21 protein-coding genes are annotated in these 25,131 nt (G+C 34.0%); 11 read left to right on the plus strand and 10 right to left on the minus strand.

Annotated elements, in window-relative coordinates:
- The first annotated feature begins 198 nt into the window (after window positions 1-198).
- Both GQ596_RS02450 and GQ596_RS02455 read left to right on the plus strand, forming a co-directional pair.
- Window positions 199-1,299 carry a YcbX family protein gene (locus GQ596_RS02450; protein ID WP_160400095.1) on the plus strand — a complete coding sequence of 367 codons (1,101 nt, stop codon included), beginning with the start codon at window positions 199-201 and terminating at the stop codon, window positions 1,297-1,299.
- A gap of 92 nt (window positions 1,300-1,391) precedes the next feature.
- Window positions 1,392-3,089: an SEL1-like repeat protein gene (locus GQ596_RS02455; RefSeq protein ID WP_160400096.1), complete on the plus strand. Its 1,698-nt coding sequence runs from the start codon at window positions 1,392-1,394 to the stop codon at window positions 3,087-3,089.
- 38 nt (window positions 3,090-3,127) lie between these two features.
- Here the strand turns inward: GQ596_RS02455 and GQ596_RS02460 are convergent, their stop codons facing one another.
- On the minus strand, window positions 3,128-3,691 hold the full coding sequence (locus GQ596_RS02460) for a cell division protein ZapC (RefSeq protein ID WP_160400097.1): 564 nt from the start codon (window positions 3,689-3,691) through the stop codon (window positions 3,128-3,130).
- Window positions 3,692-3,979: 288 nt separating this feature from the next.
- Window positions 3,980-5,458: a ketol-acid reductoisomerase gene (gene ilvC / locus GQ596_RS02465; protein WP_160400098.1), complete on the minus strand. Its 1,479-nt coding sequence runs from the start codon at window positions 5,456-5,458 to the stop codon at window positions 3,980-3,982.
- Between the two features lie 165 nt (window positions 5,459-5,623).
- On the opposite strand from ilvC, the gene GQ596_RS02470 reads away from it, so the two are divergent.
- The 5 genes from GQ596_RS02470 to fis are packed head-to-tail and all read left to right on the plus strand — an operon-like array spanning window position 5,624 to window position 9,509.
- Window positions 5,624-5,860, plus strand: coding sequence for a YhdT family protein (locus GQ596_RS02470; protein ID WP_160400099.1), 237 nt, complete (start codon window positions 5,624-5,626; stop codon window positions 5,858-5,860).
- Between the two features lie 7 nt (window positions 5,861-5,867).
- A complete protein-coding gene (gene panF / locus GQ596_RS02475) occupies window positions 5,868-7,319 on the plus strand; it encodes a sodium/pantothenate symporter (protein WP_160400100.1) in 1,452 nt (483 codons plus the stop codon).
- Complete coding sequence (gene prmA, locus GQ596_RS02480; RefSeq protein ID WP_160400101.1) at window positions 7,294-8,160, plus strand: 50S ribosomal protein L11 methyltransferase; 867 nt, start codon at window positions 7,294-7,296, stop codon at window positions 8,158-8,160. The genes panF and prmA overlap by 26 nt, the downstream gene beginning before the upstream one ends.
- Before the next feature lie 37 nt (window positions 8,161-8,197).
- On the plus strand, window positions 8,198-9,205 hold the full coding sequence (dusB, locus tag GQ596_RS02485; RefSeq protein ID WP_160400102.1) for a tRNA dihydrouridine synthase DusB: 1,008 nt from the start codon (window positions 8,198-8,200) through the stop codon (window positions 9,203-9,205).
- A gap of 7 nt (window positions 9,206-9,212) precedes the next feature.
- The gene (fis, locus tag GQ596_RS02490) at window positions 9,213-9,509 is read left to right on the plus strand and encodes a DNA-binding transcriptional regulator Fis (protein WP_160400103.1); all 297 of its coding nucleotides are present in this window, start codon (window positions 9,213-9,215) and stop codon (window positions 9,507-9,509) included.
- A gap of 76 nt (window positions 9,510-9,585) precedes the next feature.
- Here fis and rbsR read toward each other — a convergent pair whose 3' ends face one another.
- From rbsR to rbsD, 6 genes are read right to left on the minus strand one after another with little or no spacing between them, the layout of a single operon-like run.
- Complete coding sequence (gene rbsR, locus GQ596_RS02495; RefSeq protein WP_160400104.1) at window positions 9,586-10,578, minus strand: ribose operon transcriptional repressor RbsR; 993 nt, start codon at window positions 10,576-10,578, stop codon at window positions 9,586-9,588.
- 15 nt (window positions 10,579-10,593) lie between these two features.
- Window positions 10,594-11,523 (minus strand): ribokinase, encoded by a 930-nt coding sequence (rbsK, locus tag GQ596_RS02500; RefSeq protein ID WP_160400105.1) that lies wholly within the window; start codon window positions 11,521-11,523, stop codon window positions 10,594-10,596.
- Between the two features lie 55 nt (window positions 11,524-11,578).
- Window positions 11,579-12,466: a ribose ABC transporter substrate-binding protein RbsB gene (rbsB, locus tag GQ596_RS02505; RefSeq protein ID WP_160400106.1), complete on the minus strand. Its 888-nt coding sequence runs from the start codon at window positions 12,464-12,466 to the stop codon at window positions 11,579-11,581.
- 23 nt (window positions 12,467-12,489) lie between these two features.
- Complete coding sequence (gene rbsC, locus GQ596_RS02510; RefSeq protein ID WP_160400107.1) at window positions 12,490-13,440, minus strand: ribose ABC transporter permease; 951 nt, start codon at window positions 13,438-13,440, stop codon at window positions 12,490-12,492.
- On the minus strand, window positions 13,418-14,941 hold the full coding sequence (gene rbsA, locus GQ596_RS02515) for a ribose ABC transporter ATP-binding protein RbsA (protein WP_160400108.1): 1,524 nt from the start codon (window positions 14,939-14,941) through the stop codon (window positions 13,418-13,420). Before rbsA ends, rbsC begins: the two co-directional genes overlap by 23 nt.
- 33 nt (window positions 14,942-14,974) lie before the next feature.
- Window positions 14,975-15,394 (minus strand): D-ribose pyranase, encoded by a 420-nt coding sequence (rbsD, locus tag GQ596_RS02520; RefSeq protein ID WP_160400109.1) that lies wholly within the window; start codon window positions 15,392-15,394, stop codon window positions 14,975-14,977.
- Between the two features lie 339 nt (window positions 15,395-15,733).
- Here rbsD and GQ596_RS02525 point away from each other — a divergent pair, with 339 nt between their 5' ends.
- Both GQ596_RS02525 and ruvC read left to right on the plus strand, forming a co-directional pair.
- Entirely contained in the window at window positions 15,734-16,477 is a 744-nt protein-coding gene (locus GQ596_RS02525) for a YebC/PmpR family DNA-binding transcriptional regulator (RefSeq protein ID WP_160400110.1), read from the plus strand.
- Window positions 16,477-16,965: a crossover junction endodeoxyribonuclease RuvC gene (gene ruvC, locus GQ596_RS02530; RefSeq protein ID WP_160400111.1), complete on the plus strand. Its 489-nt coding sequence runs from the start codon at window positions 16,477-16,479 to the stop codon at window positions 16,963-16,965. The genes GQ596_RS02525 and ruvC overlap by 1 nt, the downstream gene beginning before the upstream one ends.
- Before the next feature lie 133 nt (window positions 16,966-17,098).
- On the opposite strand, the gene GQ596_RS02535 is transcribed toward ruvC, so the two are convergent.
- Window positions 17,099-20,308, minus strand: coding sequence for an efflux RND transporter permease subunit (locus tag GQ596_RS02535; RefSeq protein ID WP_160400112.1), 3,210 nt, complete (start codon window positions 20,306-20,308; stop codon window positions 17,099-17,101).
- 16 nt (window positions 20,309-20,324) lie between these two features.
- Window positions 20,325-21,533, minus strand: a complete 1,209-nt coding sequence (locus GQ596_RS02540) for an efflux RND transporter periplasmic adaptor subunit (protein WP_160400113.1) — start codon at window positions 21,531-21,533, stop codon at window positions 20,325-20,327.
- A gap of 405 nt (window positions 21,534-21,938) precedes the next feature.
- On the opposite strand from GQ596_RS02540, the gene zipA reads away from it, so the two are divergent.
- Together zipA and ligA are read left to right on the plus strand one after the other, a co-directional pair.
- Window positions 21,939-22,859 carry a cell division protein ZipA gene (gene zipA / locus GQ596_RS02545; protein WP_160400114.1) on the plus strand — a complete coding sequence of 307 codons (921 nt, stop codon included), beginning with the start codon at window positions 21,939-21,941 and terminating at the stop codon, window positions 22,857-22,859.
- Window positions 22,860-23,037: 178 nt separating this feature from the next.
- On the plus strand, window positions 23,038-25,116 hold the full coding sequence (gene ligA / locus GQ596_RS02550) for an NAD-dependent DNA ligase LigA (RefSeq protein WP_160400115.1): 2,079 nt from the start codon (window positions 23,038-23,040) through the stop codon (window positions 25,114-25,116).
- The last annotated feature ends 15 nt before the right edge of the window (window positions 25,117-25,131 follow it).

Raw genomic sequence — 25,131 nt, forward strand, 5'->3', positions numbered from 1 at the left:
CATTACAAATGTAAAACTCTTCAGCCATATGATATTTATTTTGAAATAACTTAAAGCCAAATTAGTTTGTCATTTATCAGGATTTTTATGACAACTATTGTCCACAAATACTTCTTTTAATATGCTAGACTGTCTAATGCCTATAAATTATTATTAACTATATAATTACACCAATTTTGATAAATTATTTAAGACATTATGATATCAGTTAATCAACTTCACATTTACCCAATCAAATCAATGCAAGGTATATCATTAACAAAAGTAAATACCGTTCAAGGTGGTTTTAAGAATGATCGTATTTTGATGATTACTGAACCTGATGGCTCATTCATTACTGCAAGACAATATCCTGAGCTTTTAAAAATAGAAACAGCTATTATAAAAAATGATATCCATGTCACACTTCCATCAGAAGAAAAGCTCATAATAAATCTGGACGATTTTTCGAATAATGCTGAACCAACCGAAGTCTTTGGAAATCGCTTTACTTCATATATAGCACCAATTAAGGTTAACCAATTCATAAGCCAGTTTTTACAGAAAGATGTGCAATTACGTTGGCTTGGTCATCAATTATCACGACGAACAAAACGCTATCAAGAAGTACCTGTCAGTTTTGCTGATGGTTATCCTTATTTGTTATTAAACAAAGCTTCATTTGATTATTTACAACATCAATGCCCAGAAAAACTCGATATTAGGCAGTTTCGTGCAAATATTATTATTCAAGGTGCACTGCCTTTTGCGGAAGATGGTTGGAAAACAATTAAAATTGGTGAGGTAATCTTTGATATTGTTAAGCCTTGTACTCGTTGTATGTTAATCACGATGAATGTTAATACAGGAAAACCATTAACTAATAATGAGCCACTTAAAACATTAGGGGATTTTAGAACCGATGAACAAGGACAGATCGATTTTGGTGTAAATATGATTGCTCGAAATCATGGAAAAATTTCAGTTGGTGATAAAATAGAAGTATTAGAACGGCAACCAGCCAAAAACTATATTAAAGCTTTCCCACCTGAAGCAAAAAGTGAAGAACAGTGTTATTCAATTATTTTCGAAGATAAAACCATTAAAGGTAATAATAAACAACCTATTTTAGAACAATTGGAACAAAATAAAATAACATTACCTTATTCTTGCCGTACTGGTATATGTGGACGTTGCTTAGTTGTGTTGAAAAAAGGCAAAGTCAACCCACTAACGCAATCAGCAATAAAAAGAAATAATCAAATTTTAGCCTGTAGTTGTGTGCCCAAAGGCGATATTGTAATAACGTTAAAAAAGTAATATAACAGCTTGTCTATTAAATATATCATGTAAAATTGCTTTATAATGATAATAACATCAATAATTAAAATAGAAATATAAGGTTAATATTAATGATTCAAAAAATATGTTTGTTTGTTTTAGTATTTATATTTTCGCCTGCGGTTTTTTCATCTAGTGATTTTAGTATCGTGGTGAGCAGCCTTGAAAAGAACAAAAATAAACAAAACCAGAAAGAATTAAATCAAGTTAAAGATGATTTACTTAGTATTAGAAAATTAGCAACAGCTTATGTTGATTTAGCTAATAATCTTTCATCTAAAGACTGTAATAAGTTGAAAAAACTTTATAATCTTATTACAACAAAGAAAACCGAGTTTACTTTGTATTATGATCCTGAATCAGATTATGACGAAGAAGGCGATTCAGAGAGTAATGATAAAAAATTTGGCTGTAAAACATTAAGCGATGATAAAATAAATTATATTTTGTTACCTAAGTTAATTGGTAAAGGTGTCTCGTTATATAAAACTGCAATATTAGGTGGTGATATTGAATCTATTTCAATATTATTAAATCGCTTTAAATCCCAAGAAATTCCATATAGTTATTTTATTCCAATTGCTAGTATGGAAGATGAAAATTTAAATGATAATCCTTATGCTAATTTTCTACTTGGTCAATTATATATTGATGATTACTTTTTTACCTACAATCCTGAAAAAGCAATAACATTTTTTGATCAGGCTAAAGATATTCAACATCATGATTTATGGTATTTTCTTGCATTTGCAAAAATAGAAGATGTGATCGCTGCACAACATCAATCTATTAATCACTTTTATTTACGAGATAATGTAACTGAAGATTGGAGTGAGCATGCTGATGCTATAAATCAAATCGAAGAAAAGCTGGAACAAAATGATTTTTTATCAATATCAAAACTTAGCTATTATTATGCTGATGAAGAAAAATTAAATAAAGCGATTGAATATTTTGAAAAAGCTTGTGAGTTAGAAGCCTCTAGAGCATGTGATCTTTATGAACAACAGTTAAATCAACCAAATAAAAATAAGATATATTCATTACTTCGTAAATTTGACAAGAATAATCCTGATATTAAGGTAAGTATAGATATTGCTAAATGGTATGAGGATTTAGGTAAAAATTTAACAGCTATCGATTACTATTCATATGTTGTTTATAAAGATCCTGAGTTATTGCTTAAAATAGCCAAATTATTTAAAAAAGCAAATATAAAATCTTCGGGTGAATTAAATGATGCATTAATTAAAACTTATACTAAGTATGATAGTTATGTTGATAATGCTGATATTAAATATAAAATTTTTTTACTTTACTATCCTTCAATGAAGCATGATGATCCTACTTATGAAGTAAATAAAATAGGTCTAGAGTGGTTGGAAAAAGCAGCCAAAGCAGGTTCTGCCGAGGCAAGATTGGCAATGGCTGAGCGATTCAAAACCGGAAGTTATTTGCCCAAAGACTATTCTAAAGCACTGTATTGGTATGGTAACTATTGCAGTATTTCAGTTAAAATTGGATTTCCTTTTGAAGAATTTTGTGAACCGTTTCTTTACGGTAATAAAGAAGTGTTTGATTTGCTTGCAAAAGCTAACAGCGGTGATAAGAATGCACAATATAAACTAGGAGAGAAAATAGTTGCTCTAGGACAACTCTATGAGATAGGACTATATTATCTTGCACTGGCCGCTGATCAAGGCCATGAAAAAGCCAAAATTCTTTATCTTATAAATAAAGATCGCCATTGGATTAATTTTTCCGGTTAAATAATTTAAAACCATGCCGATAAGCCATGGTTTTAATTTTATGAAATGGCTTCTAATTCCAGATGTTCTGGATACTGTACTACATTGTGTTGAATAAGCTTTAGTCTGTCATTCATGATTTTAATAGCTTCAGAAAAACTGAACGTCTTGTTCATTGCCATAAAAGTAGGTTGTGCGATGATACATAACGAAGCATTTTCACCAGCTTCAACCACCATTAGACAAACTTTTTTACCATCCTCTTGTAAATTTACCTCAACAATATCAGCTATTTTAGGCGTGTATAGCATTGGTTGTTGAGAAAAATACCAACTTTTTGGCATTTGAGGTTTTAAAAAGTTAGCAGCTACAATAGCGTTAATAGATAGTTCAATTTTTTGAGAATCAGTTAAATTAAGCAACTGACAACTATCATGGAATTGATAATAAGACGTTGCATCACTAACAGAAAATGGAAACTGTCCAAAAACATCAGGAATGAGCATTTTACTTGGGTAACAAGAGCGAAATAACATTTCAGATGAAACTTCGAGCATTAAGCTATCGTATTCACTATCAAAATACCATCGCCAACAATCCGTTGGACGAAAAGTCATTTTCATTGATATATTACCCTCGTTAATTGAACTAAATTTGGTCAAAAAGATAACATAATTAATATAAGAAATAAATATAAATTTAAAATAAAAATTATTTAATTATATAATTTTTAAAAACTTTAAACAAAAACTTAAAGGATCAAAAAGATCTAAGTTAGATCCAATCTAGATCATCTTTGATCCTTTTGGATCAACTTTATTTTTATATCTAATTTTTCTTTTATGAAAATTTTATACAGAACCGTAAACATAAAAAAAGGTGCCTTTCAGCACCTTTTATTTTATTATGAATTAGCTTGCCACATTAATGCGTTTCATATCAGTCATATAGCTACGTAATTTTCGACCAATTAGTTCAATTGGATGATTACGTATTTCTTCATTTATATCGCGTAATTGCGCGTTATCAACACTACCTTCGGGGATCACTTTACCAAGATCGCCTGCTCGTAGCATTGGCATAAATTTTTCTTTTAATAATGGTACTGCTGCATTGGCAAATAAATAGTTACCATATTCCGCTGTATCTGAAATGACCACGTTCATTTCGTATAAACGTTTACGCGCAATAGTATTAGCGATAAGTGGTAATTCATGCAATGACTCATAATAGGCTGACTCAGGTAAAATTCCTGATTCAAGCATTGTTTCAAATGCAAGTTCTACCCCTGCTTTAACCATCGCTACCATAACGACACCTTGATCAAAGTAAGCCTGCTCATCAATTTTACCTTGGTATTCAGCCGCTTTTTCAAATGCTGTTTCACCAGTTTCTTTACGCCACTTGAGTAGATTAACATCGTCATTTGCCCAATCTTTCATCATTGTTGATGAAAATTCGCCCGAAATAATATCATCCATATGTTTACGATAAAGATCAGTCATGATCACTTTTAATTCTTTTGCTAGTGCATTTGCCCTTAACTTAGCGGGATTTGATAAGCGATCCATCATTAGCGTAATTCCGCCTTGTTTTAATGCCTCGGTGATCGTTTCCCAACCAAATTGAAGTAATTTACATGCATAAGCAGGATCAACGCCATCAGCCACAAGTTTATCAAAACAAAGTAATGAACCAGTCTGCAACATACCACAAAGAATTGTTTGTTCGCCCATTAAATCTGATTTAACTTCAGCAACAAATGATGATTGTAAAACGCCCGCACGATGACCTCCTGTTGCAGCCGCCCATGCTTTTGCAATTGCTAGTCCCTCACCTTTAGGATCGTTTTCAGGATGAACAGCAATAAGTGTTGGAACACCAAAACCGCGTTTATACTCTTCACGCACTTCAGTTCCTGGACATTTAGGTGCAACCATTACAACAGTAATATCTGAACGAATTTTTTCGCCTACTTCAACAATATTAAAACCATGAGAATAACCTAATGCTGAACCTTGCTTCATTAACGGCTGTATCGCTTTTACTACTGCTGAGTGCTGTTTATCTGGTGTTAAGTTAATAACAAGGTCAGCAGTTGGAATTAATTCTTCATAACTTCCTACTTTAAAACCATTTTCGGTCGCTTTTTTCCATGATGCACGTTTTTCAGCAATGGCTTCTTTACGTAACGCATAAGCAATATCTAAACCTGAATCGCGCATATTAAGACCTTGGTTAAGACCTTGTGCACCACAACCAACAATAACAATCTTTTTGCCTTTTAAGAAATTGGCCTCTGATGCAAATTCATCACGGCTCATAAAACGGCATTGTCCTAGTTGTTCTAATTTTTCACGCAAATTTAGTGTATTAAAGTAATTTGACATTATTCTCTCCAAAAATTGGGTTATTTATAATTAATTACTATATAGTACTTTTTATATTGCGAAAATTGATATATTTAAAACACAATGTTGCATAAATTGCAATAAACTTGCCAAGTTAAGTGGTTTCTTTTAATCTAGACTATTTTCAATTTTCAATAAATCAATATGGATGCTCGATATAAGCAAGCAAATAAAGAAGCTAAACTATCGTTAGTACTAACTTTTATTTATCTTCTTGGATGGGTTATTTGTGCTTACTGCATTAGCAATAAAATAGGATTTTTAGGATTACCATTGTGGTTTGAACTATCTTGCATTGTGATACCTTTTGGTTTTGTATTGCTTTGTTGGTTGGTTGTCAAATTTCAATTCAAAAATATTTCATTAGAACAAACTAAGTAATTAAACAATGCATTTTGATATTATCTTACCACTTATCATCTATCTTATTTTTGTGTTTGCTTTATCCATTTATGCTTATGTTAAACGCAAAAAAATAAATCAATTCACTGATTATTTTATTGGTAATCGAACTATGGGCGGATTTTTGCTCGCCATGACACTTGCTGCAACATATATTAGTGCAAGTTCATTCATCGGGGGGCCGGGTGCTGCATATAAATATGGTCTTGGTTGGGTATTGTTGTCGATGATTCAAGTTCCAACGGTGCTTCTTTCATTAGGTATTTTAGGTAAGAAATTTGCCATATTAGCTCGCAAATATAATGCAATAACCTTAAGTGATATGCTTTATGCGCACTATAAAAGTAAAACTATTGTTTGGCTAGCCAGTATTACCCTTGTTGTTGCCTTTATTGGTGCAATGACGGTACAGTTTGTTGGTGGAGCACGCTTACTACAATCATCAGTAGGTATACCTTATCATACTGGGCTATTAATATTTGGTATTGGAACAGTTATTTATACCGCATTTGGCGGTTTTCGAGCCAGTATATTAAATGACGCTTTTCAGGGGTTAGTGATGATCATAGGTGCTATATTATTACTTGGTGCTATTATCTATGCGGGTGGTGGAATTACCACAATAATTGATCAGCTAATAAAAATTGATCCTGCTCTTTTAACACCACAAGGACCTAATGATTTTATGGACTTTCCATTCATGGCCTCATTTTGGATATTAGTTTGTTTTGGTGTAGTTGGCCTACCTCATACGGCTGTGCGATGTATGGCCTATAAAGATAGCAAAGCAGTACACCAAGGAATTATTCTTGGCACTATTGTTGTTACCATTATTATGCTAACCATGCACTTATCTGGTGCTTTAGGTCGTGCAATTATTAGCGATTTAACTATCCCTGATCAAATAGTACCGGCATTGATCATAAAAGTATTACCGCCTTTTGCTGCTGGAATCTTTTTAGCTGCTCCACTTGCAGCTATTATGTCGACCATTAACGCTCAATTATTGCAAGTATCATCCGTTATTATTAAAGATCTCTTTTTAAGCATCAAAACTGATATTAATTTCAGTGACAAGTTTCTTACTCGTATTTCGGTCACTATCACCTTTATTTTTGGTGGATTACTTATTTGGGCAGCATGGACCCCACCTGATATGATTATTTGGCTAAATTTACTCGCTTTTGGTGGGCTTGAAGCTGTCTTTTTATGGCCATTAGTGCTTGGATTATATTGGAAAAGAGCTAATGCTACTGGTGCTCTTTGTTCAATGCTTGCTGGAGCTGTAAGTTATACATTATTGGCAAGTTATAATATTAAATTATTATCGCTACACCCAATAGTCCCCTCTTTAACTATTGGATTTATTATTTTTATTATAGCCAATATGTTTGACAATAAAAGGAAGAATTATGCCTTGGATTCAACTCAGAATTAATACAACCAATGAACTTGCTGAACAAATTAGTGAGCAATTAGAAGAATCGGGTGCAGTATCTGTCACGTTTCAAGACACTTATGATACTCCTGTTTTTGAGCCATTGCCTGGCGAAACTAAGCTTTGGGGCAATACCGATGTCGTTGGTCTATATGATGCACAAATAGATATTGATCAATTAAAGGCAATATTAAATCTAGAGCAATATTCCTATAAAATTGAACAATTAGAAGATAAAGACTGGGAACGAGAATGGATGGATAATTTTCATCCAATGCAATTTGGTAAACGTCTGTGGATTTGTCCTAGTTGGCAAGAAGTTCCTGATCCTAATGCTGTCAATGTTATGCTAGATCCTGGATTAGCATTTGGTACAGGTACTCATCCAACCACGGCGTTATGCTTAACCTGGCTTGATAGTTTAGAACTTAAAGATAAATTAGTTATTGATTATGGCTGTGGCTCTGGTATTTTAGCTATTGCAGCTTTAAAATTAGGTGCCAAGCGTGTAATCGGCATTGATATTGATCCTCAAGCTATTCAAGCTAGCCGAGACAACGCACAACGTAATAATGTTAGTGAAAAGTTAGAACTCTATTTATCAAAAGATATTCCACATGATTTACAAGCCGACGTCGTTGTTGCCAACATATTAGCAGGACCTTTAAAGGAGCTTGAACCACATATAAATAAATTAGTAAAACCACAAGGTGAACTAGGGTTATCTGGCATTTTAGCAAATCAATCACAAAGTGTTTGTATAGCTTATCAGCCTCATTTTGAGCTAGATCCTGTTGTCGAACAGGAAGAGTGGTGTCGTATCACTGGTAAAAAAAAATAAAAAATTAACGTTATCCCCCTTTTCAGTTTGAGAAAAAATGCGTAATATAGCCGACCTTAATTTGCTTACTATTGGTGAAGTTAAATTAAAGAATAATTTAATTGCAGCACCAATGGCTGGAATCAGCGACAAACCATTTCGGAATTTGTGTCATCGATTTGGTGCAGGAATGACTATTTCAGAAATGTTTTTAGCAAATTCGGATGTTTGGCATACCGATAAATCTACTTTGCGGATGATCGCAGATGATGATATTGGTGTTCGTGCAGTACAAATTGTTGGTTCAGATCCCGACGAAATGGCTAGAGCTGCCGAATTTAACGTCAAGCACGGTGCTCAATTAATTGATATTAATATGGGGTGCCCTGCTAAAAAGGTCAATAAAAAATTGGCAGGATCTGCTTTAATGCAGTATCCAGAACTTATTAAAACTATTTTGCAGAAAGTTGTCGGTGCAGTTGATGTTCCGGTAACATTAAAAACGCGGACTGGATGGAATAAAGATCATAGAAATTGCATAGAAATCGCACAAATTGCACAGGATTGTGGCATAAAGGCAATTACTATTCATGGACGAACTCGTGCTTGCTTATTCAACGGTGTAGCTGAATATGAATCTGTTAAAGCAGTTAAGGAAAAGGTTACTATTCCTGTAATTGCTAATGGTGATATTTGTACACCAGAACAAGCAAAAGATGTTTTTCAATATACGCAAGCTGATGCTATAATGATCGGCCGAGCGGCACAAGGGCGACCTTGGATATTTGAAGAAATTGCATTCTATTTAACACATGGAAAGTTACAAAAAAATAAAACGATTGATGAAGTAGAACAAGTTGTATTGTCGCATCTTGATGAGCTTTATCAGTTTTATGGAGAATACAAAGGATTAAGGATTGCCAGAAAGCATGTAAATTGGTACACCAAGAATTATGCTGACAGCGATCAATTCAGGCGCTTATTTAGTGTACTTAGCAATACAAGTGAGCAAGTAAACACTCTAAAAGCATTTTTTAGTCAAATTAGAAACAAAACAAAGAGTTAAGAATACTATGTCAGAACAACGCGTTACAGCTGCAGCACTTCAATTTACAACTGTAAATTCTCAAGACCAAATAACACAAAAGCCTTTGCGAGATTCAGTAAAGCAAGCTTTAAAAAACTATTTATCGCAATTAAATGGTGAAGATCCTACAGATCTTTATGACTTAGTGTTAGCTGAAGTTGAACACCCATTCCTTGATATGGTTATGCAATATACACGTGGAAATCAAACTAGAGCAGCAAATATGCTTGGTATCAACCGCGGTACGCTACGCAAAAAATTAAAACAATACGGAATGAGTTAGTCAATCCTTTATTGACTCTTATTAGATAACTAAAAAGCGCTTATCCATTAGGCGCTTTTTTTATATTTTAATAAAATTAGGCTGATAAACGTTTAATTAACGTGGGAGTTAAAGCCAACGTATGCAGTGAATCTATAGGGTTATGAAATCGATTTAATAAAGTTTCAACAGCTAGTTGACCTAATTCTTCTTTGGGTTGATGAATAGTAGTTAAAGGTGGTGTCATATATTGTGCAATTTCAATATCATCATAACCGATAATTGCAATATTTTTTCCTGCTTCGAGTCCCTTTCGATAAAGCGCTTGATAAGCACCAATAGCCATAGCATCATTAGAACAAAACACTGCCTCGGGAGGAATTTCAAGCTCTAATAAATGTTGCATAGCCACAATACCAGATGCAAATTGAAAATCACCTTGAGCCTCATACCCCTCAAAAATTTCTAGATCAGCATTTTGCATAGCTTTACGATAACCTTGTAAACGCGATTGTGCTTGGGTGTTATTTAATGGTCCAGTAATACAAGCAATATGTTTATATTTTTGCTCAATCAAATATTCAGTAGCAAGCATTGCACCATGAAAAGAATTATCTTGAATAATATCACATATACCACTAAATGGTGCCCAGTCCATCATTACTATAGGAAGTTTAGGGTATCGCGCAAATATTTGCTGTGGAATGGAATAAGTCTCAGTACACATAGCTAATAAACCATCAACACGTTTCTGTAATAAATGCTCAATGTTATCAAGCATGCGCTGATGATCTCCTTCAGTACTACATAAAATCAAATTATAACCAAGTTCATAGCAACTACGTTCAACACCTTGCACTACTTCTGAGTAAAAAGGATTATTACTTGCAGTCACCAACATACCAATAGTATAGGTTTTATTACTTTTTAAACTACGAGCAATGGCTGAAGGAGCATAGTTTAACTGCTTAATAGCTAATTCAACCTTTTCACGTATAGTCGGACTCACATAGCGATCATTATTGATAACATGAGAAACTGTTGATGTTGATACATTCGCATATTTTGCGACATCTTTCATTGTAACCAAATTATTATTTCTCTTTTATAAATCCTGTAAAATGATAAAATCTTCAACTTCCTTACGAGTTGGCACCGATATTTGCGCTCCTGATTTAGTCACAGATAATGCTCCAGCAGCATGTGCATACCTGACCGCTTGGTTAAGTGTTTTTCCTTCTAACAAGGCAGTTACTAACATTCCATTAAATGTATCACCAGCACCAATAGTATCAACAGCTTTAACGCGAAAACCTGAAATAATCTCTCCCTTACCACAGTTGCTTACCCAAGCACCTTTACTTCCTAGCGTAATAATAACGATTTTAATACCTTTATTATGTAAAAATAATGATGCTTTTTGTGCATCTTGTTCTGTAACAATTTTTACACCTGTTAAAAACTCGGCCTCTGTTTCATTTGGAGTAATAATATCAATATTTTTTAGCAAATCATCTGATAATTTTTGTGCAGGAGCAGGGTTCAAAACCACCTGTGTATTATTCTGCTTAGCTAACTTTGCTACTTGTTCTACAGTTTGTAATGGTGTTTCGAGTTGCATTAAAACCGCGTCTGCTTTTATTATATCATCTTCAAATTGACTTAAATATTCTGGTGTAACTGCTGAATTAGCGCCAGCATGAATAGCAATTTGGTTCTCGCCTTGAGCATTGACTAAAATCAGCGCAACACCTGTATTTTCATTAGCAATAACAGAAACAGAATGAGTATCTATATGATCATTTTCTAATTGTTGTTTAATTTTGTTACCTAAATGATCATCACCCACAGCAGCAATAAACTGAATATTAGCGCCTAAACGACCAGCTGCAACAGCTTGGTTAGCGCCTTTTCCCCCATATGAAATTTTATAGTTTGAACCTTGTAATGTTTCACCCGGTTTAGGAAATTCATTTACATTTAAAATATGATCGATATTTACACTACCAAGTACAATTAATTTTTTACAATTCATATACGCAGATCCTAGTTACATAGCAATAGGACGCAATCATGCGCCCTAAAAAAGTTTATTTAGTAATAAGTTTTAATTCTACCGGAATTTTTGTATCAACTTTCTCGCCTTTTATCACTTTATCAGCAACTTCAATACCAATTGTTCCTATTTTTTCTGGTTGTTGAGCCACAGTTGCAGCTAATTTTCCACGTTCGACAGATTTAACACCATCATCCGTGCCATCAAAACCGATCACTAAAATATCATTTCGTCCTGCAGTTTGAATTGCACGCACTGCACCTAATGCCATTTCATCATTTTCTGCAAATACAGCTTGTACTGCTGGATAAGCAGTTAATAAGTTTTGCATAACATTCATACCTTTAGCACGATCAAAATCAGCAGGTTGTTGAGTTAAAATTGTAAATTTGTTTTCTTGCATTGATTTGCTAAAACCTTCACCACGTTCACGAGAAGCTGATGTACCGACAATGCCTTGTAGTTGGATTACTTTTGCACTAGCACCTAATTTTTGAAAAATAAAGTCACCAGCCATTTTTCCCCCAGCAACGTTATCCGAGGATATGTGACTAATAACATCGCCCTTAACAGATGCACGATCCAATGTTATTACTGGAATACCGGCTTTATTTGCAGCCAATACAGCATTTCCAACAGCCTCTGAATCAGTAGGATTAATAAGAATTACTTTAGTTCCTTTAACAATGGTATCTTCAACATTGGCAAGTTCTTTTGCCGGATTATTTTGCGAGTCTAACACTACTAATTCATAACCTAGCTCCTTAGCTTTATTTACCGCTCCCTCTTTTAAATTAACAAAAAAAGGATTATTTAAAGTTGAAATAACTAAAGCTATATTTTCTTTTGCCGAAGCTTGAAAAACAAAAGAAAAATTCAATATAATTGCAACAATGGCTGTAAAAATTTTCCCAAATTTCATAACTTTCCCCTATGATAATACAACTACTTATTGGTTTTTTTATCAACCAAAACAGCCAATAAAATAACCACACCTTTTACAATCATTTGGTAATAGGCATCTACACCCAACATATTTAATCCGTTATTTAAAAAACCCAAAATTAAAGCACCTATTAGCGTCCCTATAATTTTTCCTCGCCCACCAGACATGCTAGTACCACCAAGAACAACAGCGGCTATTGCATCCATTTCATAACCAGTACCTGCTGTTGGTTGTGCTGACGATAATCGTGCTACTTCAATGGTACTAGCAAGCGCACAAAGTAAACCACTAATAGCATAAACGATAATTTTCACTCTATCGACATTAATGCCTGAAAGACGGGTTGCCGACTCATTACCCCCAAGTGCATAAATATAACGACCTAAGCGAGTATATTTTAATAAGTACCATGCAAGGATAAAAACAATAACCATGATTAATATTGGAACAGGAATAGTCAACACTCGGCCAAATGCAAACCATTCAAATAACTCAGAATTATCATTAGCACCAGTAGAAATAGGACTACCTCTAGTATAAACTTGCGTTACACCTCGTAAAATTAGCATCATAACTAAGGTAGCAATGAAAGCTTGAAGTTTCCCCTTGGCAATAATAAAACCAGAAAATCCCCCTAATAACCAACCTAAAACCAACGAAACAAAAATAGCAATAAAAGGCGAAATATCTGCACCAATCATAGAGGCAGTAATTGCACCAGTTAAAGCAAATATTGACCCCACGCTTAAATCAATTCCTGATGTTAAAATAACTAAAGTCATTCCAACAGCAATGACAGCATTAATTGAAGTTTGTTGTAATATATTGAAAAAATTATTTAAGGTAAAAAAATTATCACTTAAACAAGAAACAATAGCGATTAAGACTAGTAAAGTAATTAAGGACTTTTGTTCAATTAATAAGTTCTTAAATGTTTTCTTTTGCAACATCAGAGATCTCCTGTTTTTTTCCAACGGCTGCTGCCATAAGTTTTTCTTGTGTTGCCTCACAACGTGAAAAGTTTCCTGTTACTTTTCCCTCATAGATAACTAAAATACGATCACTCATACCAAGTATTTCTGGCATATCAGACGAAACAAGAATGACACTTAAACCTTGTTGTTTAAATTGATTAATAAGTTGATAAATTTCTTTTTTAGCTCCGACATCAACTCCTCGTGTTGGTTCATCTAAAATTAATATATTTGGACGAGTCATTAAGCCTTTAGCAATAGCAACTTTTTGTTGATTTCCACCCGACAAAAAACCAATTGTTTGATTGATTGATGGCGTTTTAATATTGAATAACCCTACAAAATCTTCAACAGCTACTTGTTCTTCATCTAATCGTAATTTGTGAAACTTATTTACAAAATAATTTAATGAATTAAGCGACATATTATCTTTTACTGACATGCCCAAAATAAGTCCATCTTTCTTACGATCTTCTGAAATATAAACAATTCCTTGTGACAAACCTTCACGAGGTGAATCAATTTGGACTGATTTACCATTTAAAATTATTTCACCTGACTTTGCTGGGTTAGCTCCATAAATCATTTTCATTAATTCAGTTCGTCCAGCCCCCATTAAACCTGAAATACCAAGTATTTCGCCTTCATGAAGGCAAAAACTAATATTATTTACACCTAAACCATTTAAATTCTTAACTTCTAATGTAACACTACCTTTAGGTACATTAACTCTTGGATATTGTTCCTCAAGTTTGCGTCCTACCATCATTTCAATTAATGTATCTTCATTTAATTGATCAATCTTTTTTTCACCAACAAATTGCCCATCACGTAATACGGTCACTTCATCACAAATCTCAAAGATCTCTTTAAGTCGATGAGATATATAAACCACACCACAATTTTGCTTTTTAAGTTTTTTTATTACTTCAAAAAGAGAAATTGTCTCAGTATCAGTAAGCGCATCTGTAGGTTCATCCATAATGATGACTTTAGAGTTAAAACTAAGGACTTTAGCAATTTCAACCATCTGCTGTTCACCAATAGATAAATCACTAATTAAACGACGGCTATCATAATCTAAATGAAGTTCATTCAGTAATTTATCAGCTTGAGCATATGTCTTCTTCCAATCTATACAGCCAAATTTATTGGTAAATTCACGCCCTAAAAATATATTTTCAGCAATACTAAGTTGTGGAATTAAATTTAATTCTTGATGAACAATTCCAATTCCAGCTTCTTGTGAAGATTTAGGACCTTGGAAATTTACTTTATTACCTAAATAAATGATTTCACCTTCATCTTTTTGATAAATTCCCGTTAAAACCTTCATCAAAGTTGATTTACCCGCACCATTTTCACCAATCAAAGCCATAACTTGACCTGCGCGTACAGTTAAATTAACCCCTGCAAGAGCTTTAACACCGGGAAAAGACTTATGAATATTTGTAAGCTGTAAAAGATTATCGTTCATAAATTACTCATTATTAAGTTTTATAACTGAGTTTTAAAAAATAACGCCAGACTGTAAAATTATATTAGCAAATGGAGTACATTCGCCTGTTCTAATAACGGCTTTACATTGATGTGTTCGAAGTTTTAGTTTTTCGTGACTAATATACACAATTTCAACTCTATTATTTTGAATTACCTCAATATTTTTAATTTGTTCTAATATTTGTCTATGCACATCAGGATTTCGTTCGATAATTTCTTCAGCTAATATTATCTTTTCGATCTGCATATCTTGCGATACTGTTTGAAAAACTTGAATAAATGATGGTAGACCATAAGTCAAAGCCAAATCTATACGTGGAGTATCTTTATCAATCGGTAGACCAGCATCCCCTATCGCAATTTGATCGGTATGCCCCATTTGGGATAAAACTCGAATAATTTCAGAATTAAACAGTTGACCTTTGTACATATCATGATCCTTAGGGAAGTTTACTAACAACAAATATCGAAACGTTTCGACGGCTATCATCTACCGAATAGCTCATACTTTCAATGTATAAAATCTAAACTTGTGATCTTGATCAATGTGAAATGATTCAGCAAAAATACAACTTATAAAACTTATAAAATTTATAATTAAAATCTAATATGGGCAGGGAAACCATTGATAAAATATAAATAGTATTATCAATCACTATTAAATAATAATTTTACATAAGATAGAAACTTATCAGTATATTGATAATGAATTTTAAGTAAAAGTTTGCTAAAATACGGCGAATTATAAATTATTTATCTGGAGATTTTTATGGCAGGTCATAGTAAATGGGCCAATACCAAACATCGTAAAGCCGCACAAGATGCAAAACGCGGTAAAATTTTCACCAAAATTATTCGTGAATTAGTAACCGCAGCAAAACTAGGTGGTGGCGATCCAGCGTCAAATCCACGGTTACGTGCCGCAATGGATAAAGCATTATCGAATAATATGACTCGTGACACAATGAATCGAGCTGTTGCCCGTGGTGTTGGTGGTGAAGATGACAGCAATATGGAAACGATCATTTATGAAGGCTATGGACCTGCTGGTACAGCTGTGATGGTAGAATGCCTAAGTGACAATCGCAATCGTACCGTATCAGAAGTCCGCCACGCATTTACAAAAACTGGTGGTAACTTAGGTACTGATGGTTCAGTTTCATATTTGTTCACCAAAAAAGGGGTTATTTCATACCCAACGGGAACTGATGAAGACCAAGTTATGGATGCAGCACTCGAAGCAGGGGCTGACGACGTTGTGACTTATGATGATGGTGCAATAGATGTATTTACTACACCTGAAACATTTGGTGAAGTTAAAGATGCACTTGATGCAGCAGGATTAATTGCTGAATCAGCAGAGGTTTCAATGATTCCAGCAACCAAAGTTGATCTTGATATTGAATCAGCACCAAAACTACTACGTTTAATTGATATGCTTGAAGATTGTGATGATGTCCAAGAAGTTTATCATAATGGTGAAGTCTCTGATGAGGTTGCCGCAACACTCTAATGGCCATTATTCTTGGCATTGATCCAGGCTCTCGTTTGACGGGTTACGGTGTAATCCATCAATCGGGACGTCAACTTACCTATCTTGGCAGTGGTTGCATCCGAACCGCTGTTGATGATTTACCTACTAGATTAAAACGTGTATATGCTGGTGTCAGTGAAATTATTTTACAATTTCAACCTGATATGTTTGCTATTGAACAAGTATTTATGGCACGTAATGCCGACTCTGCATTAAAATTAGGCCAAGCAAGAGGGGCTGCAATTGTCGCAGCAGTAAATAGTAATTTACCTGTTTTTGAATATGCTGCTCGTTTAGTTAAGCAATGTATAGTTGGAACAGGTGCTGCGGATAAAAAACAAGTACAACACATGGTAAAGTTATTATTAAAATTACCTGCTAGTCCTCAAGCTGATGCGGCAGATGCATTAGCTATAGCAATTACTCATGCTCATACCTATCAACAGAAAATACAATCGCGTAAGTAAAATAAACCAAACATCAATATTTAATAACTATCTATAAACAAAAATGCACCACTAAATTGGTGCATTTTTATTTCTTAGTATCTTAATTTTCAACACATGAGCTAAATAATATAACTCATGTATATAAAATCAACTATTTAGACTTCATTTTCGAACGGTTAGTTAGCAATACCACTTTATTTTTATGTTTAGTAAATAGTTTTGTGATAAACAAAAAGAATAATGGAACATAAAATATGGTTAAAAATGTTGCAGTTAACATACCACCTATTACACCTGTACCTACCGCATTTTGGCTAGCAGAACCAGCGCCACTATTTAATGCTAATGGTAACACACCTAAAATAAAGGCAAATGAAGTCATTAAAATCGGACGCAAGCGAAGACGACAAGCTTCAAGTGTTGCATCAATTAACGATTTACCTTCTTTTTCAATAGCATCTTTGGCAAATTCTACAATCAAAATAGCATTCTTAGCCGATAATCCCATGGTAGTTAATAGACCGACAATGAAGTAAATATCATTATCAAGTCCTCTAAACATAGTAGCAAATACTGTACCTAATATACCTAAAGGAATAATAAATAAAATTGAAATAGGTACTGTCCAACTTTCATATAATGCAGCTAATGACAAAAATACTACAATGATCGAAATAATATAAAGTGTTGTAGTTTGTGATCCTGTTTGACGTTCTTGATAAGAAATAGATGTCCAATCAAACGTAAATCCTTTAGGTAAATTTTTTGATAATTCTTCCATCACAGCCATTGCTTGCCCTGAGCTCACTCCAGGAATAGGAGAACCGTTAATTTCCATTGCTGACACACCATCATAACGAACTAGTGATGGCGAACCATAAGTTTTTGTCGTGGTAGCAAATGCATCATATGGAACCATTTCACCATTTTGATTTTTCGCGTGCCAATAACCAAAATCATCTGGAAGCATACGATATGGTGCATCCGATTGCAGGTATACTTTTTTAACTCGATTGTTATAAACAAAATCATCAATATAAGCAGAACCCAAAGCAGTCGACAATACTGTATTTACTGAATTTACCGAAACCCCCAATGCTTGTGCAGCTTCAAAATCAACATTAATTTTATACTGTGGGACATCTAACATACTTCCTGGTCTAACTTGTTGCAGTTTTGGATGTTTAGAGGCTTGACCGAACATTAGGAAAAATGCATCAACTAATGCATCATGCCCATAACTAGCTGTATCTTTCAATACATAAGAAAAACCATCGGTCATACCTAATGCAGGTACTGCTGGCAAATTGGCAATAATTACTCGTCCTTCAGTTATAGTAGAAGCAAATTTTTTACCACTTTCGACTAACGAATTAATCTTTTGATCAGCTCGTTTACGCTTATCCCAATCGTTTAATCGAATAAAACCCATCCCCATATTTTGCCCACGACCAACAGGGCTAAAGCCGGAAACGGTAAAAATTTCTTTAACAGAATCAGCTTTTTCTTTTGTATAATAATCAGCAGTCTTATTTAATACTGACTTAGTCTCTTCTAATGTCGAACCTGATGGCAATTCAACAATTACGAAAAGAACCCCCTGATCTTCATTCGGTAAAAAGCTTGTAGGTAAACGATTAAATCCGAATAACACTCCAACCAATATTAAAACATAACAAACAAAAGCAATTATTGGGTTACGAATAACTTTAATAACACCCTTTTCATAAGAACGTAAAGATTTATCATAAAAATGATTAAACCATTTAAAGAAAGCTTTAGTTCCTTTTGAACACCAACTAAATGGCGGTACTGATTCTAATTTTTCAGCCAATGAGATTTTTTTAATTTTACTTTTAGATGGCGCTTTCAAAATTTGCACACAAAGAGCGGGGGTTAATACAATAGCCATCAATACTGATAACCCCATTGCGGTTACAATAGTAATCGAAAACTGACGATATATTCCACCTGCAGCACCACCATAAAATGCCATCGGCACAAATACAGCAGATAATACAACCGCAATACCTATTAATGCTGAAGTAATTTGCTCCATTGACTTAACAGTTGCATCATAAGGCGATAGCCCCTCATCATGCATAATACGTTCAACGTTTTCGATAACAACAATGGCATCATCCACCAACAATCCAATAGCAAGTACCATTGCAAACATAGATAAAGTATTAATGGTGAATCCACAAATATAAAGAATCGCAAATGTCCCCAATAGTACGACAGGTACGGTAATAGTCGGTATTAGTGTAGAACGCAGGTTCTGTAAAAACACATACATGACAATAACAACTAAAATAATTGCTTCAATTAACGTATGAATTACATTACTAATCGACAATTTAACAAATGGAGTTGTATCGTATGGAAAATCATATTTAATATCTTCTGGAAAGATTTTAGATAACTCTTCTAATTTTTTATCTACCTTATCTGACGTATCTAATTGGTTAGCACCTGTTGCCAAATATATTCCAAGACCTGCTGATTCATTACCGTTATAAAGAGAAATAAAGTTATAATCAGATGCGCCAATCTCAACTCTAGCAATATCTTTTAATAAGATATTAGAACCATCGGTATTAACACGAACAAGAATATTTTGGAATTGCTCCGGCGTTTTTAAACGTGATTGTGCAGTAATTGTTGCATTAAGCTCTTGGCCCTCAATTGACGGTAAAGCACCTAGTTGCCCTGCTGTTACTTGTGCATTTTGCGCTTTAATAGCAGCTATGATTTCTTCAATTGATAAATTAAAATAGGTCAATTTATTTGGATCAAGCCAAATACGCATTGCGTATTCAGAACCAAATAATTGAGTATCACCAACACCCTGTACACGTCGAATCGGGTCTTGGACAGTGGAATACACAAAGTCAGCAATATCCGCTTGTGTTTTTTGAGGATTTGTCGAATAAAAACCAACAACCTTTAAAAAGCTGGTGTTATTTTTTGCAACAGAAACACCATTTTTTTGCACACTTTCAGGAAGACGAGATTTAATACTTTCTACTTTATTTAGCACTTGTACTTGGGCAAAATCAGGATCAGAACCAGGAGCAAAAGTTAACGTTGTTTGGACAACACCTTGTGCACTACTGGTTGATTTCATATAAATAAGATTATCCAATCCAGTTAAATTCTGCTCAATCAGCTGAGTAACAGTATTTTCGATAGTCTGCGCATCAGCACCAGGATAGGTTGCACTAACGGTCACAGCTGGTGGCGCAATATTTGGATACTGTTCGACGGCTAAAAGCTTTATGCATAAGGCTCCACCGAGCATCATCATGATAGCAATTACCCATGCAAAAACAGGTCTGTCAATAAAAAACTTAGCCATAATTACTACCCCTATTCTATTTCATACTGTTTTGGGTGATACTGTCCAGCTGCTTTTGTGAAAGTGTACTTGGTTCACCAACTTTTTCTACTTTCAGTGGTGGGGTATCTTGTCTAGGTTTTTCGACAGAAGTCAAATTGAGTAATCCTGTAATAATAACTTCTTCACCAACGTTAATTCCTTTTGTCACAACCCAATAACCTTCAATACCTGTGTATACTTGGATATCTTGACGATATTCCACTGTATTATCAGGCTTTAAGATTTTTGCAGTATATTGTCCCAACTTATTACTAGTGATGCCTTGTTGCGGAACAAGTATAGCATTTTTAATATAACCTAATGTCACCTGAGGTTTAACAAACATACCTGGTAAAATTTTACCGTCATTGTTGGCAAATTGAGAACGTAATGTCACTGTACCTGTCGTTTCGTTTACAGTCATATCTGAAAACTTAATATTACCAGGTAGAGCATATTTTGAACCATCGTTAAAAAATAATTCTACATTATTTTCTTTTGCTGGTTCATAAATAACATTTTCATCTTGAAGATATTTATTATAACGAGTAGCCGCTTCTGTCATATCGACATAAATAGGGTCTAATTGTTGAACTAGCGCAAGCGGTGTTGACTGACCAGCGGCTACTAATGCTCCTTCAGTCACACTTGATTTACCGATATATCCATCAATTGGTGAATACACTTTCGTATACTCTAAATTAACTTTGGCTGTATGCTCAGCGGCTTGAGCAACCAATACAGCCGCTTCTGCCTGTTTAACATCGGCTGCTGCTTTATCGTAATCTTGTTGACTAATTGATTTGGTATTTAACAGCCCTGCATAACGTTTTAATGTAAGCTGTGCAATATTTGCATTTGCTTTGGCACTAGCAACACTAGCAACAGCACTATCATAATTAGCTTGATAAATAGCAGGGTCTATTTGATATAGTGATTGCCCAGCTTTAACATTAGAACTTTCATCAAATTCACGTTTTAAAACAATACCACCGACCTGAGGTCTAATTTCAGCAATTTGAGATGCAACAACCCTGCCAGGCAAACTGATTTTTAACGTATAGTTTAATGGTTGAACTTTAAATACAGTGACTCCTGGTAATTGATTATTACCGTCTTGTGATTTACCATTATCACAGCTTGTTAATAAAAGCAGGCCGGCAAACGCCACAGGCAAGGCTAATAGTAGCTTGTTAAATCTCATATAAAAATGACCTCAGTAAACTTAATAATTATTTATTTTTTAATAGTTCTTATTCAAAAGTGGTCAGTAATTTTACAAAAAATATGGATAGATTGTAAGTAGCCCTACTACTTAATAGCACAGAGTTCTAAAAAATGACTAAATAAACCATGATAATAAAAAAGTATATTGATAATTATGATTATTACTAGAAATAAAGTAATATAGACTAACTGATTTTTTTGTACTATAAAGTATCTTAAAGAAAATGTTATACTACAAATATCAAATACGGTTGCTTTAATGAAGATTAATTCAAATTGCTAAAAGAAGCAAAAATTTGCATTACTGCATTCCGGAATCATTTTTTTAAAATATGATTAAATAATTTAAATCTATATTTAATTTAATACAGAGATGGTTATTATGGATAATTTACGTATTGTTCTAATTGTTGTTGCATCCTTGGTTGTTATTGCATTGCTTATCCATGGATTTTGGATCAATAAAAAAGAACGTTCTTCGCTTTTTAGTTCAAATAAAAAAGGAAAATTTGAACAAAATACTCAACAACGCCAAAATTTTTCTATGAATGATATAGAGGAAGATGATGTAATTCTACTCAAACCTAAAACAACAAAAGATAATGATACTGCTGAAAATACCGCCACTGTAGATGAGCTTACAGAAGAACAAGAAAATAAACCTCAGCAAAAAGATTTATTTGTTGATAATTGTGATCAACTAGAAATTACTACAGACAAAGATCAAAAATCGGCTATTAATATTAATAGAGATCTTTTTGAAGACGAAGAAGACCTTAGTTTAACTAAAGAAATAAAAGAAACACAAGTTGATACTAATGAGCAAACCAATAATGAAATTAATCATGATACACATCAAAAGCTAGACATTAAAGATGAACAATCTAAAACAGAAATTATTGTATTAAATGTTACTGGTCTTAACGGAAAACTACTACAAGGTGATGTATTACTTGCTAGTATTATGCAATCTGGGTTTCAGTTTGGTGATATGCAGATTTTTCACCGTCATGTGGATCCTGCAGGTAACGGTCCAGTATTATTTAGCTTAGCAAATATGATTACACCCGGGTATTTGGATCCTGAAACTATGCATGAATTTACAACGCCTGGCGTATCTATTTTCATGGTTGCACCAACAGAGGGTAACAACCAACAAAACTTCAAATTAATGTTACAGACAGCACAACGTATTGCTGATGATGTCAACGGTGTAGTGTTAGATGACGAACATCACATGTTAACTCCGCAAAAGATAGACAGTTACAAAGATCGCATAAAAAAATCCTGTAACGAAATTTAACCACAGCATTTTCAACAAATCTTTAGCAAAATTCCACCAACCTAAGTTGGTGGCTACAGATATTAATATAAAATATTTAATTAAATGACTTAATTTGGCTATGCATTATTCACAGTTAAATTAATGCAATTGTAATGATATTTCCCAACCCTACGTTTTAATTTAAGAGCCTATTATTATGTCACTATCTAATAAAGCCGAAAACTCAGCAAATACATCTAAATCTGTTAAAGACATAACAGAACAACTGACCTCATTAAGGACAAAAATTAGACATCACGAATATTGCTATTATGTACTTGATACACCTGAAATTCCCGACTCCGAATATGACAAATTAATAAAACAACTGCAAACATTAGAACAACAATATCCAGACCTTATTACACCCGACTCACCGACTCAACGCGTTGGGGGTTTTCCATTAGCACAATTTGCATCGATCAAGCATGAAATACCTATGTTATCACTTGATAATGTTTTTGATGATACAAGTTTTATTGCTTTTAACAAACGAGTAAAAGATCGTCTTCATTTAAGCGATACTGAACATGTTGAATATTGTTGCGAACTCAAACTTGATGGGCTTGCTGTCAGCTTACTTTACAAAAATGGGCAATTTATACAAGCCGCAACCCGAGGTGATGGTACAACAGGGGAAGATATAACCGCAAATGTAAAAACCATCAAAACAATTCCTCTAGTTTTAAGAGGAGACAATATTCCAACTCGATTAGAAATTCGTGGAGAAGTATTTATAACCCACAAAGGATTTGAAAAACTTAATGCTGATGCCATAAAACACAACGAAAAGGTCTTTGCCAACCCTCGTAATGCGGCAGCGGGTTCATTAAGACAATTAGATCCTAAAATTACAGCAAAACGTCCATTAACATTCTTTTGTTACGGTGTGGGTATAGTTGAAGGTGCTACATTACCTAATACTCATTATGACCGTTTAATGCAATTCAAAGCTTGGGGCTTACCTGTTAGCAATAAAGTGGAAAAACATCAAGGTGCACAGGCGGCTTTAGACTACTTCAAAAAAATTGGCGAACAACGCATGTCGCTAGGCTTTGATATTGATGGCGTAGTTATAAAAGTTAATAGTATTGAACAACAAAATGAACTTGGCTTTATTGCTCGAGCTCCTAGATGGGCTACTGCATTTAAGTTTCCTGCTCAAGAACAAATTACACAATTAAATAAAGTAGACTTTCAAGTTGGACGAACAGGTGCAATTACACCTGTTGCAAGATTGGAACCTGTCTCTGTCGCTGGTGTTATTGTTAGCAATGCCACATTACATAATAGTGATGAAATAGCCCGACTAGGCGTACGTGAAGGAGACTATGTTACAATACGTCGAGCCGGTGATGTTATTCCCAAAATTGTAGCCGTAATATTGGATAAAAGACCTAAAGATACAAAAGAGATCGTATTCCCAACACATTGCCCTATTTGTGGATCACTAATAGTTCGAGATGAAGGTCAAGCTATATCACGCTGTGCAGGTGGACTAATTTGCCCTGCGCAACGAAAAGAAGCTTTAAAGCATTTTGTTTCACGCAAAGCAATGAATGTAGAAGGTATGGGTGATAAAGTCATCGAACAACTAGTTGATAAAGACTATGTCAAAACACCTGCAGATTTATATAAACTAAATCGACCAATGCTATGTAGTTTAGATAAAATTGGTGAAAAATCTGCCAATAATTTATTAAATGCACTTGAGGAATCTAAAAATACAACATTAAGTCGATTTATATTTGCTCTTGGCATCCCAAATGTTGGCGAAGTTACTGCCGAAAATCTAGTTAACCAACTAGGTAACTTACCGGCAATTGAGAACACCTCGCTTGAACAATTACAAACGGTAAAAGATATCGGTGCTGTCATTGCAGAAAGTATTATAGACTTTTTTCAAGAACCTCATAATCGTAATATCATTGAACAATTAACCAGTAATGAAATTGGTATTCACTGGCAAAATGTAAATCCACAGATGCAAGCAGTTAATACTGATTCACCTTTTTTTGGTAAAAAAGTGGTATTAACAGGCACCTTATCAGTTTTAACTCGAGATGAAGCCAAAAATAAATTAAAACAATTAGGAGCAAAAGTAACGGGTAGCGTATCAAAAAATACCGATCTAGTCATTGCCGGAGAAGCCGCTGGTTCTAAACTTAACAAAGCCCAAGAATTGGGAATTAAAGTTATCGATGAACAAGAAATGCTAAATTTGTTCGCTCAATAAAAATAAAATTCATTG

It is taken from the genome of Gilliamella sp. Pra-s60 (assembly GCF_009795755.1).
Taxonomy (GTDB): domain Bacteria; phylum Pseudomonadota; class Gammaproteobacteria; order Enterobacterales; family Orbaceae; genus Gilliamella.

What these genes read in the sequence shown, in the direction of transcription:
- dusB (WP_160400102.1), top strand. Translation starts at nt 8,198, where the DNA reads ATGCGTAATATAGCCGACCTTAATTTGCTTACTATTGGTGAAGTTAAA.
- rbsA (WP_160400108.1), bottom strand. Translation starts at nt 14,941, where the DNA reads ATGAACGATAATCTTTTACAGCTTACAAATATTCATAAGTCTTTTCCC.
- rbsK (WP_160400105.1), bottom strand. Translation starts at nt 11,523, where the DNA reads ATGAATTGTAAAAAATTAATTGTACTTGGTAGTGTAAATATCGATCAT.
- GQ596_RS02525 (WP_160400110.1), top strand. Translation starts at nt 15,734, where the DNA reads ATGGCAGGTCATAGTAAATGGGCCAATACCAAACATCGTAAAGCCGCA.
- ruvC (WP_160400111.1), top strand. Translation starts at nt 16,477, where the DNA reads ATGGCCATTATTCTTGGCATTGATCCAGGCTCTCGTTTGACGGGTTAC.
- GQ596_RS02540 (WP_160400113.1), bottom strand. Translation starts at nt 21,533, where the DNA reads ATGAGATTTAACAAGCTACTATTAGCCTTGCCTGTGGCGTTTGCCGGC.
- GQ596_RS02535 (WP_160400112.1), bottom strand. Translation starts at nt 20,308, where the DNA reads ATGGCTAAGTTTTTTATTGACAGACCTGTTTTTGCATGGGTAATTGCT.
- GQ596_RS02450 (WP_160400095.1), top strand. Translation starts at nt 199, where the DNA reads ATGATATCAGTTAATCAACTTCACATTTACCCAATCAAATCAATGCAA.
- prmA (WP_160400101.1), top strand. Translation starts at nt 7,294, where the DNA reads ATGCCTTGGATTCAACTCAGAATTAATACAACCAATGAACTTGCTGAA.
- GQ596_RS02460 (WP_160400097.1), bottom strand. Translation starts at nt 3,691, where the DNA reads ATGAAAATGACTTTTCGTCCAACGGATTGTTGGCGATGGTATTTTGAT.
- rbsD (WP_160400109.1), bottom strand. Translation starts at nt 15,394, where the DNA reads ATGTACAAAGGTCAACTGTTTAATTCTGAAATTATTCGAGTTTTATCC.
- rbsC (WP_160400107.1), bottom strand. Translation starts at nt 13,440, where the DNA reads ATGTTGCAAAAGAAAACATTTAAGAACTTATTAATTGAACAAAAGTCC.
- GQ596_RS02455 (WP_160400096.1), top strand. Translation starts at nt 1,392, where the DNA reads ATGATTCAAAAAATATGTTTGTTTGTTTTAGTATTTATATTTTCGCCT.
- GQ596_RS02470 (WP_160400099.1), top strand. Translation starts at nt 5,624, where the DNA reads ATGGATGCTCGATATAAGCAAGCAAATAAAGAAGCTAAACTATCGTTA.
- fis (WP_160400103.1), top strand. Translation starts at nt 9,213, where the DNA reads ATGTCAGAACAACGCGTTACAGCTGCAGCACTTCAATTTACAACTGTA.
- ilvC (WP_160400098.1), bottom strand. Translation starts at nt 5,458, where the DNA reads ATGTCAAATTACTTTAATACACTAAATTTGCGTGAAAAATTAGAACAA.
- panF (WP_160400100.1), top strand. Translation starts at nt 5,868, where the DNA reads ATGCATTTTGATATTATCTTACCACTTATCATCTATCTTATTTTTGTG.
- rbsB (WP_160400106.1), bottom strand. Translation starts at nt 12,466, where the DNA reads ATGAAATTTGGGAAAATTTTTACAGCCATTGTTGCAATTATATTGAAT.
- ligA (WP_160400115.1), top strand. Translation starts at nt 23,038, where the DNA reads ATGTCACTATCTAATAAAGCCGAAAACTCAGCAAATACATCTAAATCT.
- zipA (WP_160400114.1), top strand. Translation starts at nt 21,939, where the DNA reads ATGGATAATTTACGTATTGTTCTAATTGTTGTTGCATCCTTGGTTGTT.